The sequence below is a fragment of the Micromonospora sp. WMMD1082 genome (assembly GCF_029626175.1).
Taxonomy (GTDB): domain Bacteria; phylum Actinomycetota; class Actinomycetes; order Mycobacteriales; family Micromonosporaceae; genus Micromonospora.
Genome location: NZ_JARUBM010000002.1, coordinates 5413755 through 5428955, shown reverse-complemented (window position 1 = coordinate 5428955; position 15201 = coordinate 5413755). Strand labels below are relative to the sequence as shown.

General features: G+C 71.4%; 12 protein-coding genes. 5 read left to right on the top strand and 7 right to left on the bottom strand.

The annotated features are described in order from the left end of the window. Positions 1-87: 87 nt before the first annotated feature. The 4 genes from O7615_RS24970 to O7615_RS24955 form a co-directional block, all read right to left on the bottom strand. Complete coding sequence (locus O7615_RS24970) at positions 88-720, bottom strand: HNH endonuclease family protein (protein ID WP_278180227.1); 633 nt, start codon at positions 718-720, stop codon at positions 88-90. Positions 721-868: 148 nt separating this feature from the next. After that, positions 869-1855, bottom strand: a complete 987-nt coding sequence (locus O7615_RS24965) for a serine hydrolase (protein WP_278180226.1) — start codon at positions 1853-1855, stop codon at positions 869-871. Between the two features lie 46 nt (positions 1856-1901). Further along, positions 1902-2564: a response regulator transcription factor gene (locus O7615_RS24960; RefSeq protein ID WP_278180225.1), complete on the bottom strand. Its 663-nt coding sequence runs from the start codon at positions 2562-2564 to the stop codon at positions 1902-1904. Positions 2565-2571: 7 nt separating this feature from the next. Beyond that, positions 2572-3705, bottom strand: coding sequence for a histidine kinase (locus O7615_RS24955; RefSeq protein ID WP_278180224.1), 1134 nt, complete (start codon positions 3703-3705; stop codon positions 2572-2574). A gap of 170 nt (positions 3706-3875) precedes the next feature. Here O7615_RS24955 and O7615_RS24950 point away from each other — a divergent pair, with 170 nt between their 5' ends. Beyond that, positions 3876-4550: a DUF2306 domain-containing protein gene (locus tag O7615_RS24950; RefSeq protein WP_278180223.1), complete on the top strand. Its 675-nt coding sequence runs from the start codon at positions 3876-3878 to the stop codon at positions 4548-4550. A 78-nt stretch (positions 4551-4628) separates the two neighbouring features. On the opposite strand, the gene O7615_RS24945 is transcribed toward O7615_RS24950, so the two are convergent. Next, entirely contained in the window at positions 4629-8573 is a 3945-nt protein-coding gene (locus O7615_RS24945) for a ThuA domain-containing protein (protein ID WP_278180222.1), read from the bottom strand. Positions 8574-8844: 271 nt separating this feature from the next. On the opposite strand from O7615_RS24945, the gene O7615_RS24940 reads away from it, so the two are divergent. Continuing rightward, positions 8845-9591 carry an ABC transporter permease gene (locus O7615_RS24940; RefSeq protein ID WP_278180221.1) on the top strand — a complete coding sequence of 249 codons (747 nt, stop codon included), beginning with the start codon at positions 8845-8847 and terminating at the stop codon, positions 9589-9591. A 125-nt stretch (positions 9592-9716) separates the two neighbouring features. Then, positions 9717-10475 (top strand): SDR family NAD(P)-dependent oxidoreductase, encoded by a 759-nt coding sequence (locus O7615_RS24935; protein ID WP_278180220.1) that lies wholly within the window; start codon positions 9717-9719, stop codon positions 10473-10475. A 64-nt stretch (positions 10476-10539) separates the two neighbouring features. On the opposite strand, the gene O7615_RS24930 is transcribed toward O7615_RS24935, so the two are convergent. Both O7615_RS24930 and O7615_RS24925 read right to left on the bottom strand, forming a co-directional pair. After that, positions 10540-11556 carry a glycoside hydrolase family 11 protein gene (locus O7615_RS24930; protein ID WP_278180219.1) on the bottom strand — a complete coding sequence of 339 codons (1017 nt, stop codon included), beginning with the start codon at positions 11554-11556 and terminating at the stop codon, positions 10540-10542. Positions 11557-11982: 426 nt separating this feature from the next. Next, positions 11983-13068, bottom strand: coding sequence for a LacI family DNA-binding transcriptional regulator (locus O7615_RS24925; protein WP_347405100.1), 1086 nt, complete (start codon positions 13066-13068; stop codon positions 11983-11985). Between the two features lie 212 nt (positions 13069-13280). On the opposite strand from O7615_RS24925, the gene O7615_RS24920 reads away from it, so the two are divergent. Beyond that, entirely contained in the window at positions 13281-14222 is a 942-nt protein-coding gene (locus O7615_RS24920; RefSeq protein WP_278180218.1) for a sugar ABC transporter permease, read from the top strand. 2 nt (positions 14223-14224) lie between these two features. Beyond that, positions 14225-15160, top strand: a complete 936-nt coding sequence (locus O7615_RS24915; RefSeq protein WP_278180217.1) for a carbohydrate ABC transporter permease — start codon at positions 14225-14227, stop codon at positions 15158-15160. Positions 15161-15201: the final 41 nt, after the last annotated feature.

Genomic DNA, 15201 nt, shown 5'->3' with positions numbered 1-15201 from the left:
CCGGGGCACCACCCGCACGGGCGGCAGGGGCGTACCACCGGTCGGTGGCACGCCCCGGCCACCGGGGGTGGCCCGCTGGGTGGAACGTCAGCAGGTGTTGAGCATGGTGTTCAGCGCCGACTTCTCCGCGCTGTCGACGGAGAGGCCGTAGTACCACTTCACCTGGATCCAGGCACGGGCATAGGTGCAGTGGAACGCGGCGCGCGGCGGCTTCCAGTTGGCCGGATCCCGGTCGCCCTTGGACGAGTTGACGCTGCCGGTGACCGCCCACAGCTCGGGGCCGCCGAGGTCGTTGGCGTAGGTCTGGCGCCGCGCGGTGGTCCAGGAGGAGGCCCCGGACCGCCACGCCTCGGCGAGCGGCACCACGTGGTCGATCGAGATGTCGGCCGGATTCGTACGGGTCACGCCGTCGTAGGGGCTGTACCACGACCCGGAGGTCGGATAGCAGTCGGAGCCGACGACGACGTTGCTGCCGTCGCGCTTGAGGACCTGCTCGCGGGTGTTGCAGGTGCCGGTGATCGTGATCCAGTGCGGGAACAGGTCCCGCCGGTAGCTGGACTGGTTGGCCTCGGCCCGGACGGTGAGCGAGTTGAGCCGGCTCACCGCCGTGCTGTACGCGGGGATGTTGGGCGGTGTGGCGTGGGCCGGCGGCGGGACCAGTAGGACGGAGAGGACGACGGCGACCACCGTGGCGAGGGCGGCCTTGTGGGCGTGGGCCACTGCGCGACTCCTGACTGTCTCCTGCCACGGCGGGTGGGGGTACCCGGCTGGGGGATGGCAGGGACGACAGGATTGTCGCAGGTATTGCGATCAATAGATCCCGCCCCGTGGGAAGGCGCCGTGAACGCCGTGTAAAGACACTCCGGCGTCAGTGCAGCGCGGGCAGGATGACGTGCTCCAGCAGCGTCGCCGAGGTCTGCCACTGGTCGGGGTCGTCGTAGTTGCCGGCCGTGATGGCCACGGTGACGCCCAGCTCCGGCACGACGACGAGGCGCTGGCCACCGTTGCCGTGGCCGCTCGCCAGGCGATGGTCCGCCACGGTCTCCAGATACCACTGGTAGCCGTAGTGCGCGCCCCAGGTGGTCTCCAGCCGGGGCCGGAGCATCGTCCGGATCCACTCGGCGGGGACGATCTGACGACCGTCCCACGCGCCGTCGGCGAGCACCAGCTCGCCGATCCTGGCCAGGTCGCGCGGGGTGAGCCGCAACCCGGACGCGGCCGAGGCCACCCCGTCCACGCCGACTGTCCACTCGACATTGTGGATGCCCAGCGGCGCGAACAGGACCGTTCGCGCGTACTGCGCCAGCGGCTGCCCGGCTCCCTCGGCGATCAGCCGACCGAGCAGGGCGCTGGCACCGCCGCAGTAGTGCCACTGGTCACCGGGTGGTGCCACGATCGGCCGTTCCAGCACGTACCGGTACCGGTCCGGCGCGAGTTCCATCGCGATCTCGGCGTTGGCCGGGCTGTCGTACGGCACGTCCTCGCGCCACTCCAGCCCCAGCGACATCGTCAGGGCATGTTCCACGGTGAGCCTCGATCGCTCGGGATCGGCCGCGAGATCGGGGTATTCCGGAAACTGGCCCAGCAGCGGCTGTTCGGGAGACGGGACGCGGCCCGCGCCGAGCGCGATGCCGTACAGCAGTGCGGTGATGCTCTTGGTGACCGACCGCAGGTCGTGCAGCGTCTCGGGCCCGAACTCGACGACACCCAGCGGGAGGCCCCAGCAGAAGTCCGTGCCCGCGCCGTAGTGCTCCAGGAGCGTCTCGCCGTCGCGGACCACCACGGCGGCGTGCAGACCCGCCAACCGCCCGTCCCGCAGCGCCTCCGCCACCCCGTCGCGCAACTCGGTCCTCATCCCACCCTCCACTCGGGAGACCACTGGGCCGGTGATGGTGACGCGGTCACCCTATCGCCCTGACGCGACCGGTCTCGTACGCCCACATGGCGATCTCGACCCGGTTCCGGGCGCCGAGCTTGCCCATCAGGCTGGCGATGTGGGTCTTGACGGTGCTGAGGCTGATGTACAGCTCGTCGGCGATCTCGGTGTTGGTGCGGCCCCGCGCGACGGCGACGAGCACCTCCTCCTCCCGGTCGGTGAGCGCGTCGATCGGCTGCCTCGGCGGCGCGGCGGGCCCCGCGTCGGCGAAGGCCCGCAACAGCCGGGTGGTGATGCTCGGCGCGATGAGCGCGTCGCCGTCGGCGGCGGCGCGCACGGCCTGGGTGAGCAGGGCCGTGCCGGCGTCCTTGAGCAGGAAGCCGCGCGCACCCGCCCGCAGCGCGGCGTAGACGTGCTCGTCCAGGTCGAAGGTGGTGATGACGACCACGGCGAGCGGGTCGGCGACGGTGGGGCCGGCGAGGCGGCGGGTGGCCTCGATGCCGTCCACGCCGGGCATCCGGATGTCGAACAGGCACACGTCCGGGCGCAGCCGCCGGGCCAGCTCGACGGCCCGGCCACCGTCGCCCGCCTCGCCCACCACCTCGATGCCCGGCTGGGCGTCGAGAATCATCGTCAGCCCGGTACGGACGATCTCCTGGTCGTCGGCGACGACCACGCGGATGCCCATGCCACGATTATGCGGCGGCGGGCGCCCGGGGCAGCGCCACGGCCACGGTCCAGCCCCGGTCGGGGTTGGGGCCGGCCTCGCAGGTGCCGCCGAGCAGGCCGGCCCGCTCCGTCATGCCGACGATGCCGAATCCGCCGGCACCGGGGCGGATCGCGCTGGTGTCGCCGTCGTCGCTGACCCGCAGGCGGACGGACCCGGGCTCGGCGGCGACCCGGACCTCGATGCGGGTCGCATGCCGGGCGTGCCGTCGCGCGTTCGTCACCGACTCCTGGGCGAGCCGGTAGATCGCGGTCCCGACGGTCGCCGGGATGTCGTCGAGATCGCCGTGCAGCTGCACGTCGACCACCGGACCGGGCGGTGACCGGTGCGCCAGCCGCATGATGTCCGGGATGCCCGGGCTGGGCGCCAGGTCGGCCGGTTGGGCCCGGCGCAGGACGCGCACCATCGTGCGCATCTCGGCGAGGGCCCGGGTCGCCTCGGCCTCGATCACGCGGAGCGCGTCGACCGCCGCGTCCGGCCGGGTCTGCGCCACCGCGATCCCGGCCTGGGCGCGGATCGCCATCGCCGAGACGTGATGGGCCACGGTGTCGTGCAGGTCGCGGGCGAGCCGCTCCCGTTCGCGCAGCTTGGCCTGGTCGAGCCCGCGCGCCCACAGCCGGGCCCGGTACCGCAGGGCGGTGGCCAGGGCGACGACCGCGACCATCACCACGAGGCCGGAGAGGGCGTCCGCGAGGCCGAGGTGACCCACGGCCACCGACAGCGAGATCTTGGCGAGGATGAGCGCGGCGCCGGCCACCGCCTCCCGGCCGGACCCCCAGCGGACCAGCGCGTACGGCAGGAGCAGCACGTACACCATGGCGGCCAGTTCCGGTTCGTGGCCGACGAACAGCGCGGCGACGCCGGTGGTGGTGAAGACGATCGCGACCATCAGCAACGGCCTGGTCCGGCGCCACAACAGCGTCGGCACCAGCGCCAGCGCGACGACCGTCGAGAAGACGGGCGTCACCAGGTCGGAACGGAACACTCCTTCGAGGATCGCGAGTGGTACGAGCACGCCCACCAGCGCCCAGTCCCGCCAGGCCCGCGCCGGCGGGCCCGGGGCACGGGGTTCGGCCCACACGGAGCGGAGCAGCTCGCGCACGCCTCCGATGCTACGCAGCATCGCCGGGCACCGGACCGGCCCAAAGTACGGCGGGCGTACCGGCCCATCGACCGAGCCGACTCCGGCCCGCGCTGCGATGAGTTCCACCGCCGCCGTCGCGAGGATCGACGAGAACACGAGTTGACCGCGCACCGCGAAGGGACGCCGCCGTGAAGTCTTCCGCCCGCTCGAACTGGCTCATCCCCGCCGGGCTGCTCGTGCTCGGCATCGTGCCGGTGCTCGCCGGCGGCCTCCGGTTGGCCGAGTTGGCCGGCGGCGCCCCGGTGCTGCCGGACGGCGACCGGATCGCCTCGGTCCCCGTACCCGTGGTGCTGCACATCGTCAGCGTGACCGTGTTCAGCGTCCTCGGCGCCTTCCAGTTCGCGCCCCGCTTCCGGCGGCGCCGCCGGGGCTGGCACCGGGCCGCGGGACGGCTCCTGGTCCCCTGCGGGCTGCTCACCGCGCTGACCGGCCTCTGGCTGACCCTGTTCATACCCCGGGCGGCCCTCGACGGTGACGCGCTCGCGGCCATCCGCGTGCTGGTGAGCGTCGCCATGGCCGCGTCGATGGTGCTCGGCCTCGTGGCGATCCTGCGCCGGGACGTCGCCCGGCACCGCGCCTGGATGATCCGTGGCTACGCGCTCGGGATGGGCGCGGGCACGCAGTTCTTCACCCAGGTGGTCTGGCTGGCCGCGGCCGGCCCGCTGACGATGTCGAGCAAGACCGGCACCATGGCCGCCGCCTGGCTGATCAACGTGGTCGTGGCGGAGTGGATCATCCGTCGCCGCGCGGTCGGCGGCGTCGGGCGCCCGGTGCGGGTGGCGAGCGCCGCGCCGGTCCGGTGACCCTCGACGGCCGCCGCGACGAGCGACGCGGCCGGCACGGTGGGAACCCGTGCCGGCCGCGTCGCCGGTGGTGGTGGTTCAGCTGGCGTACGCCTCCAACTCCCAGATCGAGTGGCCCCACGCCGTGCCCCGCGCGGTGCCGTAGATCCGCAGGTAGCGGCCGTTCGCGCCGAGCGCGGTGTGCTCGTCCACGCCGCCGTCGGCGCCGGTCACCGTCCGCACGTCGACCCAGGTGGTGCCGTTGTTCGAGGTCTGGATGACGTACGCGCTGCTGTACGCCGCCTCCCAGCTCACCTTGACCCGACCGATCGCCGTCGGGCTGCCCAGGTCCACCCGGATCCACTGCGGGTCGGCGAACTCGCTCGACCAGCGGGTGGTGAGGCTGCCGTCCACCGCCTGGGCGCCGGACATGCCGACCCCCTCGTCGCTGGAGGTCAGCGTCGGCCTGTTCAACAGCAGGTTGCCGCCCGATGGGCCGGTCGGGCCGCTGGTGCCGCCGTACACCTCGAACTCGAACAGCGAGTAGCCCCAGGCGGTTCCCCGGGCGGTGCCGGTGAGCCGGACGTAGCGGCCCGTGCCGGTCAGCCCGGTCAGGTCGTCCACACCACCGTCACCGCCGGTCACCGTCCGGATCGTGGTGAAGGTGACCCCGTCCGGCGAGGTCTGGATCTGGTACCCGCTGCCGTACGCCGCCTCCCAGGTCAGCTTGACCCGACTGATGGCGTAGCTGGCGCCCAGGTCCACGTCGATCCACTGCGGATCGCTGAACTCGCTGCTCCAGCGGGTGTCGAGTGCGCCGTCGAACGCGTTGGCGGCGACGAAGGGCCCTTCGGCGCTGGACGCCCGGGCCGGCTTGCCCCGGGCCAGGTTGGCGCCCGGCTCGGGATCGGGATCGGGATCCGGCCCGGGGCCGCCCGGGCTGGTGGAGAGGGTGAACTCGTCGATGTCGAACATCCCTCCCCCGCCCTTGAAGACCAGGAACAGGGTGCGGGTGCCGGTCGGTGCGGTGACCGCGCCGGTGACCGTGGCGAAGGTGGCGTAGCCGCCGGTGGGTACCACGGTGGCCGAGCCGACCAGCGGCCCGGTGGGCGAGTCGACCCGCAGTTCCAGGGTGCCGCCCGCCCCGGCCGGGGCGCCGACCCGCGCGCTGAACGACTGCACGCCGGTCAGGTGGTACGGGTGGAACGAGATCCAGTCGTTGTTGTCGATGTAGCCGACGGCCGCGCCGCCGTGCGCGCTGCCCGGCGTGGTGACCTGGATGCCGGACGAGTCACCGAAGTGCTCGGCCTGGCGGGTCCGGGGTTGCAGCACCGCCTGGGCGTGCGTGGTCAGCGGCGGTTGGCCACCGCCGCCGAGGTCGGTGTAGGAGGCGTCGATGATGCCGAAGATGTTCGCCGCGGTGTCGTGCTCGCCGTCGGCCGAGGTCTGGATGACCCCGGTACAGCCCTGCGTACTGCTGATCTGGTGACCGTGCGAGTCATGGCCGAGGACGTAGCTCACCGTCACCCGGGCGCAGTCGATCGTCGCGTCCTGGGCGTCGGTGACGGTCACGGTGAACGGCACCGCGTCCCCGAAGTTGAACGTCTGCCCGTGCAGCGGGGCGTTCACGGTGACCACCGGGGCGCTGTTGCCGACCGTGATGACGGTGCTCGCGGTGGCGGTCTTGCCGGTGCTGTCCCGGACGGTCAGCGTCGGGTTGCGGACCCCGTTGGTGGTGTACGTGTGGCTGGGGTTCGCCGCCGTGGAGTCGGTGGTGCCGTTGTTGTCGAAGTCCCAGGCATAGGTGATCGGGTCGCCGTCCGGGTCGAGCGTGCCGGCCGAGGAGAACTGCACGGTCAGCGGCGCGACGCCGCTGGTCGGAGTGGCCTGGATCTGCGGCACCGGCGCGCGGCCCTCGCGGGCGTACTCGATGCGGTAGAGCGCCGAGTTGGCGTCGCCGTTGAACCAGCCGGTGCCGTAGTCGAGGACATAGAGGGCGCCGTCCGGACCGAACTCCATGTCCATCACTTGGGTGCCGGTCCACGGGAACGGGTTGATCTTGAAGGGTTCGCCGGCCGCGTCGAGCTTGATGTTCTTGATCCAGCGGCGGCCGAACTCACCGGCGAAGTAGGTCCCGTCGTAGTACTCCGGGAACGCCACGGCGGAGGTGTTGCCCGGGTCGTACCGGTAGACCGGGCCGCCCATCGGGGACAGGCCGCCGCCGGTGAACTCCGGCGGGGAGCCGGATCCGCCGTACGGCAGCCAGGCCGGGATGGCCGGTGGCAGCTGGGTGATGCCGGTGTTGTTGGGCGAGTCGTTCACCGGCCCGCCCGCGCAGTCGAACTTCGGCCCGGACGGCCCGGACGGGAAGGTGTAGTCGTTGTAGGCGTCGTTGCGGGCGGTGCAGTACGGCCAGCCGTAGAAGCCGGGCCGGTCGATCCGGGCGAACTCCACGTTGCCCGCCGGTCCCCGGTTCGGGTCCGCGGTGCCCGCGTCCGGACCGTAGTCACCGAGGTAGACGATCCCGGTGGCCTTGTCCACACTCATCCGGAACGGGTTCCGGAAGCCCATCGCGTAGATCTCCGGGCGGGTCCGCGCGGTACCCGGGGCGAACATGTTGCCGGCCGGGATGGTGTAGCCGCCCGCCGCGCTCGGCCGGATCCGCAGCACCTTGCCGCGCAGGTCGTTGCTGTTGGCCGAGGTGCGCTGCGCGTCGAAGGCCGGGTTGCGGCCCGGCCGCTCGTCGATCGGGGTGAACCCGGCCGAGTCGAACGGGTTGGTGTCGTCGCCGGTGGAGAGGTACAGGTTGCCGGCCGCGTCGAAGTCCAGGTCACCGCCGACGTGGCAGCACATGCCCCGGTCCGTCGGTACGTCCAGGACCAGGGTCTCGCTGGCCAGGTTGATGGTGTGGTCGGCGTTGACGGTGAACCGGGACAGCCGGTTGACGCCCTTCCAGCGGTCGAAGTCCGCCGGGGTGCCGGTGGCCGGGGCACCGCCGCCGGGGGTGTCCAGCGGGGGCGCGTAGAAGACGTACACCCAGCGGTTGGTGGCGAAGTCCGGGTCGACCCTGATGCCCTGGAGGCCCTCCTCGTCGCCGGTGTAGACGGGCAGGGTGCCGGCGACCTTGGTGTTGCCGGCCGCGTCGGTGTAGCGGATGACACCGTTGCGCGCGGTGTGCAGCACGCCCCGGTTCGGCAGCACGGTGAGGCTCATCGGCTCGCCGGTCTCGGCGACGCCCTTGGCCAGCTCCACCTGCTGGAAGTTGGTGTCGACGGTCGCGCCGCACTCGGTGGCGACCGCGCCGGCCGCGCCCAGGATGCCGCCGAGCAGGTGCTGGCGGAAGTTCGGCTCCGCGTACGACGCGTCGGTGTGGCCGAGGCCGGTGTACCAGGCGCGACCACCGGAGTAGTTGTGACACCAGGAGATCGGGTGGTCGTGCCCCATGCTCCCGCCGCTGTAGGTGCTCTCGTCCAGGGTCGCCAGCACGTGCACCTTGCCCCGTGGGTTGGCGCGGTAGTTGTACCACTCGTCCAGCCGGGTCCAGCGCTGCGGCAGCGTCGCGGTGGACGGGTGCACCTGGTCGACGACCTTGATGGTGGCGGTCTGGTCCGCCGGGTGGGAGGCGAAGTACGCCCCGACCAGCCCGCCGTACCAGGGCCACTCGTACTCGGTGTCGGCGGCGGCGTGCACGCCCACGTACCCGCCACCGCTGGCGATGTAGCGCTCGAACGCGGCCTGCTGGGCGGCGTTGAGTACGTCGCCGGTGGTGGACAGCCAGATCACCGCGGCGAACCGGGCCAGGTTGGCGTCGGTGAACTGGGCCGAGTCCTCGGTGTTCTCCACGGTGAACCCGTTGGCGGCGCCGAGTTGCCCGATGGCGGCGATGCCCGCGGTGATGGATCCGTGCCGGAATCCGGCGGTCTTGCTGAACACGAGCACGCTGAACGGTGCGGCGTTGGCGGCGGGCGGCACGGCGGCGACGCCGCCCAGCACGAGGATCGCGCTCAGCCCGACGCCGAGCCACGATCTCAGGGATCTGCGCACGGTGGGTCCTTCCACTGCGGTGTGGGTGCGTGCGCCGATCACGCCTGGTGGTGGTGAGAGGTGGTGGTGCCGTGAGGCATTGAAGTACATGGTTACGGCCGGATCGTGCGCCCGTCAAGCCTTCTCCGGTAATCCGTGAGAGCGTTATCTCCGCAGCTCAGCGCGACCGGACGGGGCGAGATCGAATAACGGTTTCCGGCGCCCGGGTTTCGCCGCGCCGCCCGCCGCCGACAAACCAGCGCGGCATTCCGCGAAACGGTTCAATGGCGGAATGAACGGCAGTGTGATCAACCTTGGGGCGCCCTACGTCGGGGTCCTCGCCCTGCTCGCGCTCGTCGGTGCCGGGATCGTCGCCTGGTTCCGGGTGGGCGCGCCGGCCGCGGTGGTGACCGCCGCCACCCGGGCCACGGTGCAGTTGGCGGCCGTCTCACTGATCATCGTGGCGGTGCTGCGTTCGTGGTGGTTGACCGTCGCCTTCGTCGTCGCGATGTACGCCGTCGCCACGGTCACCTCGGCGCGGCGGGTCAGCACGCTGCGGGCCGGCTGGCCGACGGCCCTGCCGATCGGGCTGGGCGTGCTGCCGGCTGTGGTCCTGCTGCTGGTCACCGGGGTGCTGCCGGTCACCCCGCTGGCGGTGCTGCCCAGCGCCGGCATCCTGATCGGCGGGGCGATGACCGCCACCACGCTCGCCGGCAGGCGAGCCCTGGACGAGCTGCGTAACCGGCACGGCGAGTACGAGGCGGGGCTCGCCATCGGCCTGACCCAACGCGACGCCGCACTGGAGGTGTGCCGGCCGGCGGCCAGCCAGGCGCTCATCCCGGCACTGGACCAGACCCGCACCGTCGGGCTGGTCACGCTGCCCGGGGCCTTCGTCGGCGTCCTGCTCGGCGGTGCCTCGCCGGTCCAGGCCGGCGCCGCCCAACTGCTGATCCTGGTCGCCCTGCTGGCCGTCGAGGCGATCGCGGTCGCCGCCACCGTCGAACTCGTCGCCCGCCGGCGGCTCCGGGCGGCCCGCTAGCCGGCACCGGCCACGGACGCCACAGTGCCCGGTCCGGCGTGACCTGTGGCCCTGTCGCCGCCGGGCCGGCGGGCAAAGGCTGGAAACAGGGCCGGAGGCCCGGCTCGCGAGGAAAGGAGCGCGTGATGAGCGAGCAACGGTACGAAGGACGGGTGGCGCTGGTGACCGGCGCCGGCTCGGGCATCGGGCAGGCGGTGGCCGTGCGGCTGGCCACCGAGGGCGCGTACGTGGTCGGCTGCGACGTGGACGCCGACGGGCTGGCCGAGACGGAGAAGCAGATCGTCGACGCCGGGCGCACGGCGGTGACGGTGATCGGGGACGTGAGCGTGCAGGCCGACGTGGAGCGCATCGTGGCCGCGCTGCCCGACGGCCGGATCGACCTGCTGGCCAACGTCGCCGGCATCATGGACTTCTTCCTGCCGGTGACCGAGGTGGACGACGCCACCTGGGAGCGGGTCATGGCGGTCAACGTCACCGGCCCGATGCGGTTGTCCCGGGCGGTGCTGCCGCTGATGCGCACCGCCGGCGGCGGAGCGATCGTCAACGTGGCCTCGATCGGTGGCCTGACCGGCGCGGTGGCCGGGACCGCGTACGTGACGTCGAAGCACGCCCTGATCGGCATGACCCGGTCGATCGCGGTCCTCTACGCCGCCGACGGCATCCGGGCCACCGCGATCTGCCCCGGTGGCGTGGAGACCAACATCGGGCGCACCGCGGTGCCGAAGGTCCCGTGGGCGTACGAGCGGCTGTCGACGTCGTTCGCCCGCAGCACCCGTACCGCCCAACCGGACGAGATCGCCACGCTGGTCTCCTGGCTCGGTAGTGCCGAGGCGGTCAACGTCAACGGCGCGGTGGTCACCTCCGACGGCGGGTTCACCGCGTGATCCCCGCCGGACACGGCGGTGGGGGTGCCGGCGGTCACCGGCACCCCCACCTGTGTTCCGACGATCAGCCCGTCGCGCACGTCGCGGTGGGTGTGGTGTTGTTGCCGTTCTTGTAGAGCGTGATGCCGAAGTTGTTGCCGTTGCCGTTCGGGCGTGCCGTGAGCGTGCCGCTGGAGCCGCTGATCGAGGCGTTCCAGCTGTTCTGCAGGCTCTGGCTGCCGTTGGTGCGGATGGTGACGACCCAGTTGCTGCTACCGCTGGTCGAGAAGTTCACGTTGAACCGGTCGCTCCACTCGTCCCCGCGGCTCACGCTGACCGAGCAGCCGCCGCCACCGGGCGGCGGGTTGGTGGCGGTGGGGGTGGGGTTCGGGTTGGACCCACCGGTGCCACCCACCGTGATGTTGGAGCTACCGCTGCTCTGGTACCCCTCGGTGGCCATGATCTGGTAGTAGTGGTTGCCCAGGTTCATGCCACGGCTGGCCCACGCGTCGAAGTGGTTGCCGGTGGTGATGGTGCCGCCCACCCGCTTCGACGTCCGGACGCTCCAGTACTGGTAGAACGTCTGGGTACCGTCGATCGACGGCTGCTGGACCCGCTGGGTGCGGTAGATGTCGTACGTACCGCCGTCGCTGTTCACCGTGCCCATGGAGCTCGATCCCGGGGGCCGCCAGCTGCCCCAGCTGTCCACGATGTAGTACTCGACGAGCGGGTTCCTCGTCCAGCCGTAGAGGGTCAGGTACGAGTTGCCGTTCGGGCTGTAGGTGCCCGAGTAGGTCACGGTCCGACGCGTGCCCGGGTTCCAGCCCTTGCCCGCGACGAAGTTGTTGACGTTACTCCACTGGGTGCTGTACTGGCCGCCGTTCCCCATGGTCATGGAGACGTTGCCGCTGTCCTTCCAGAAGGAGTAGAAGTAGCCGTTGTGGTTGCCCTCCGAGTTGGTGGTCACGGTCTGGGCGTGGGCGGGGCTGGCCACCATCGCCGTGGCTCCGGTCGTGACCAGCGCTACGGCGCAGGCGGCGCCGATGAGCGTCCTCAGGCGACTGCGCCTGCGGCGACTCAGGGGGACGGGGCCGTCATTCATGCTTCCTCCTCGTGACGGCTGGCCGGCGGCCAGCAATGCGGTGCGGGCCGGGGGGTGCCGGTGGCCGGACAGCAGCCATCGACGGTCGGCGTCGTACCGCCAGTGGTGGTGGTGGGGTGCCGGTCGCCCCGCAGGATGACCGGCGGAGTAGGTAGCGATGTTCGACGATCATCTAGCGGCGTCGATGGTCAACAGTATTGAGCCGACGCCGTCGACCCGTCAACAACTTCCGGAAATACTCTCGAAACCTTGCTGTGGCACCCGTCCCGCGCGAGAAACCGTTGGCGCTGCTCAGTAGCGACGACCTGCCCGGAACGCCGCCGCCCAGGTCCGCCGCCGAGGTTCAGGGTCGGGCGCCAACATCGGCGGAAGTTCCAGAGACCTTCCGGATGGTGCCGGGCCGCGCCGACCGCGCATCCGGGCACGTCAGGCGGGCGGCGGTGCGGTGCTGGCGCGGACGACGAGGCGCGTCGGCACCAGGTCGGTGCCCGCGTCGGTGCGCCCGTCGCGGATCTGCCGCAGGAGTGCCTGCACGCAGCGGCGGCCCACCTCGGCGAAGTCCTGGTGCACGGTGGTCAGCGGCGGCAGGTAACAGGACGTCTCCGGGATGTCGTCGAAGCCGACCACGCTGATCTGCTCCGGCACCCGTCGCCCCCGCTCGTGCAGGGCCCGCAGCACGCCGAGGGCCATCTGGTCGTTCGCGGCGAAGACGGCGGTGCAGTCGCGCCGCGCCGCCAACCGCAGGCCCGCCCGGTAGCCCGACTCCGCGGACCAGTCACCGCGCTCGACCGGCGGCACCGGACGGCCGTACGCGTCGAGCACGCCCCGCCATGCCCGGGCCCGCCGTTCGCTGGCGAACGACTCGGCCGGACCGGCGATGTGCCACACGGTGTGGTGGCCGAGGTCGAGCAGATGGCGGACGGCCTGCCGGGCGCCGTCGGTCTGGTCGGTGTCGACGACGCGGTGACGGTCGCCGGCGTCGGAGTCGACCACCACGGCGTGCACCCCGGGCGGCAGGGCCACGGTGTTGGTGTCGAGCAGGTGGATCTCGATGATGACGATGACGCCGTCGACGGCGAGTTCGCCCATCCGGGTGAACGCGCCGAGCACATTGTCCTGGGTGGGCGCGCCCAGTGGGATCAGGGTGATCGCGTAGCCCTCCGTCGCGGCGTGCGCCGCGATCGCCTCGACGGTGCGGCTGTTGCCGGTCGAGGTGAGATTGAACAGGATCACCCCGATGGTGTTGAACTGCCCGTAGCGCAGCGCGCGGGCGGCGCTGTTGGGCCGGTAGCCCAGCTGCCGCATCGCCTCCAGCACCTGCTGCCGGGTCCGCTCGACGACCGCGGGATGGCCGTTGGAGACCCGGGACACGGTCTGGGACGACACCCCCGCGGCCCGGGCCACGTCCGCCATGGAGACCCGCTGCTTGCGGCGTCCTCCCGGGATGCCCGAGCCCGCGCGCTGCGCGACGGGCGCGGGCTGGGATCGATGCCCTCGGGCGTCCGCATCCATCGTTGCTCCTGACTGGACGGCCACCGGCCATGCCGGTGCGGCCGAGGGGATCGCCTTGACGGCCATGGTGAGGGGTGTCACCATACCGCAACGCGAGTTTACGTAAACATTCGCCGCCACCTCCGATGTTCGCCGCCACACGGCCGGCGTCCGACGGCGATGTTTACGTAACCATCGCCGTCCCGGCGATCGGACGGGAAGGAGCCCACCGAATGGCGTCGCCCGGCACCGCCCGCCTCCCATCCGGCCGCGTACGTCGCCGCTCACCCCGCCGACCGGCGTCGACCGGCCGGCGGCGGTCGCGGGCCGGTTGGCAGTTCGTCGCTCCCTTTCTGACGGTCTTCACGCTGGTCTTCCTCGCGCCGATCGGGTACTCGCTGTACCTGAGCGTGTTCCGGACCCAACTGGTCGGCGGCACCACGTTCGTCGGGCTGGACAACTACACCAAGGCGCTGACCGACCCGCAGTTCTGGTCGGCGTTCGGGCGGGTCGCGCTCTTCCTGGCCGTGCAGGTCCCGATCATGTTGTTCCTGGCCCTGCTGATCGCCCTGGCCATCGACAGTGGACGGCTGTACGGGGCGTCGTTCTTCCGGATCTCGGTGTTCCTGCCGTACGCGGTGCCCGCGGTCGTCGCCACCCTCATCTGGGGCTTCATGTACGGCACCCGGTTCGGTCTGGTCGGGAACCTCAACGCGGCGCTCGGGGTGTCGCTGCCGGACCCGCTCTCCCCCGACCTGATCCTCGCGTCGATCGGCAACATCGTCACCTGGGAGTTCGTCGGCTACAACATGCTGATCCTCTACTCCGCCCTGCGGGTGGTGAACCCGGCGCTGTACGAGGCGGCGGCGATCGACGGGGCGGGACAGCTACGGATCATCAGGGCGATCAAGCTGCCGGCGCTGCGCGGTCCCCTGCTGATCGCCACCATCTTCTCGATCATCGGCAGCTTCCACCTGTTCAACGAGCCGAGCATCCTCAAGACCCTGGCGCCGAACTCGATCACCACCTACTTCACGCCGAACTACTACGCGTACACGCTGTCCTTCGCCGGGCAGCAGATCAACTACGCGGCGACGGTCGCGATCGTGATGGGCGTGATCACGATGGCCGTCGCCTACCTGGTCCAGCTCCGCGGCGTGCGGAAGGCGGTCTGAGCATGGCCACCACCGCCACCGCCACCGCCGACGCCACCCGCACCGCCGTCCCGCCGGCCGGGCCCCGGCCACCGAGGATCCGGCGACGCGCCACGCGCCGCCGGAGAAGCGTCACCCTGACCGCGCTGACCGGCCTCGTGCTGGTGTACGCGCTGCTGCCGCTGGTCTGGCTGCTGATCAACGCGACCAAGACGCAGCAGGGGCTGTTCGACTCCTTCGGGCTGGCACTGGCCGAGGACTTCGCGCTGCTGGACAACATCGTCGACACCCTCGCCTACGACGACGGGATCTTCCTCCGCTGGCTGCTCAACACCGTGCTCTACGTGTCCGTCGGGGCCGGCGGCGCCACCCTGCTGGCCGCGCTGGCCGGCTACGGGCTGGCGAAGTTCGACTTTCCCGGCCGGAAGGCGATCTTCGCGGTGGTCATCGGGGCGGTGGCGGTACCGGGTACCGCGCTGGCCGTGCCCACCTTCCTGATGTTCTCCCGGCTGGGCCTGACCGACACCCCCTGGGCGATCATCATCCCGTCGCTGGTCTCCCCGTTCGGCCTCTACCTGATGTGGATATTCGCCGACGACGCGGTGCCGGACGAGCTGATCGAGTCCGCGCGGGTCGACGGCACCGGCGAGTTCCGGACCTTCTTCTCGGTCAGCGCGCCGTTGCTGGCCCCGGGGACGGTCACGGTGCTGCTGTTCAACGTGGTGGCCACCTGGAACAACTACTTCCTGCCGTTGATCATGTTGAAGGACCCGGACTGGTATCCGCTCACCATCGGCCTCAAGACCTGGAGCCAGCAGGCCGGCACCGCCGGCGGTGAAGCGATCTTCCACCTCGTGATCACCGGTTCGCTGCTGACCATCGTCCCCCTGATCGCGGCGTTCCTGCTGCTCCAGCGGTACTGGCAGTCGGGCCTGTCCACCGGCGGCGTCAAGGAGTAGCCGCGCGATCGCCCACCACCCCACCCACACCGGACATGTCC

What these genes read in the sequence shown, in the direction of transcription:
- O7615_RS24960 (WP_278180225.1), bottom strand. Translation starts at nt 2,564, where the DNA reads ATGGGCATCCGCGTGGTCGTCGCCGACGACCAGGAGATCGTCCGTACC.
- O7615_RS24935 (WP_278180220.1), top strand. Translation starts at nt 9,717, where the DNA reads ATGAGCGAGCAACGGTACGAAGGACGGGTGGCGCTGGTGACCGGCGCC.
- O7615_RS24940 (WP_278180221.1), top strand. Translation starts at nt 8,845, where the DNA reads ATGAACGGCAGTGTGATCAACCTTGGGGCGCCCTACGTCGGGGTCCTC.
- O7615_RS24920 (WP_278180218.1), top strand. Translation starts at nt 13,281, where the DNA reads ATGGCGTCGCCCGGCACCGCCCGCCTCCCATCCGGCCGCGTACGTCGC.
- O7615_RS24925 (WP_347405100.1), bottom strand. Translation starts at nt 13,068, where the DNA reads ATGGATGCGGACGCCCGAGGGCATCGATCCCAGCCCGCGCCCGTCGCG.
- O7615_RS24930 (WP_278180219.1), bottom strand. Translation starts at nt 11,556, where the DNA reads ATGAATGACGGCCCCGTCCCCCTGAGTCGCCGCAGGCGCAGTCGCCTG.
- O7615_RS24915 (WP_278180217.1), top strand. Translation starts at nt 14,225, where the DNA reads ATGGCCACCACCGCCACCGCCACCGCCGACGCCACCCGCACCGCCGTC.
- O7615_RS24965 (WP_278180226.1), bottom strand. Translation starts at nt 1,855, where the DNA reads ATGAGGACCGAGTTGCGCGACGGGGTGGCGGAGGCGCTGCGGGACGGG.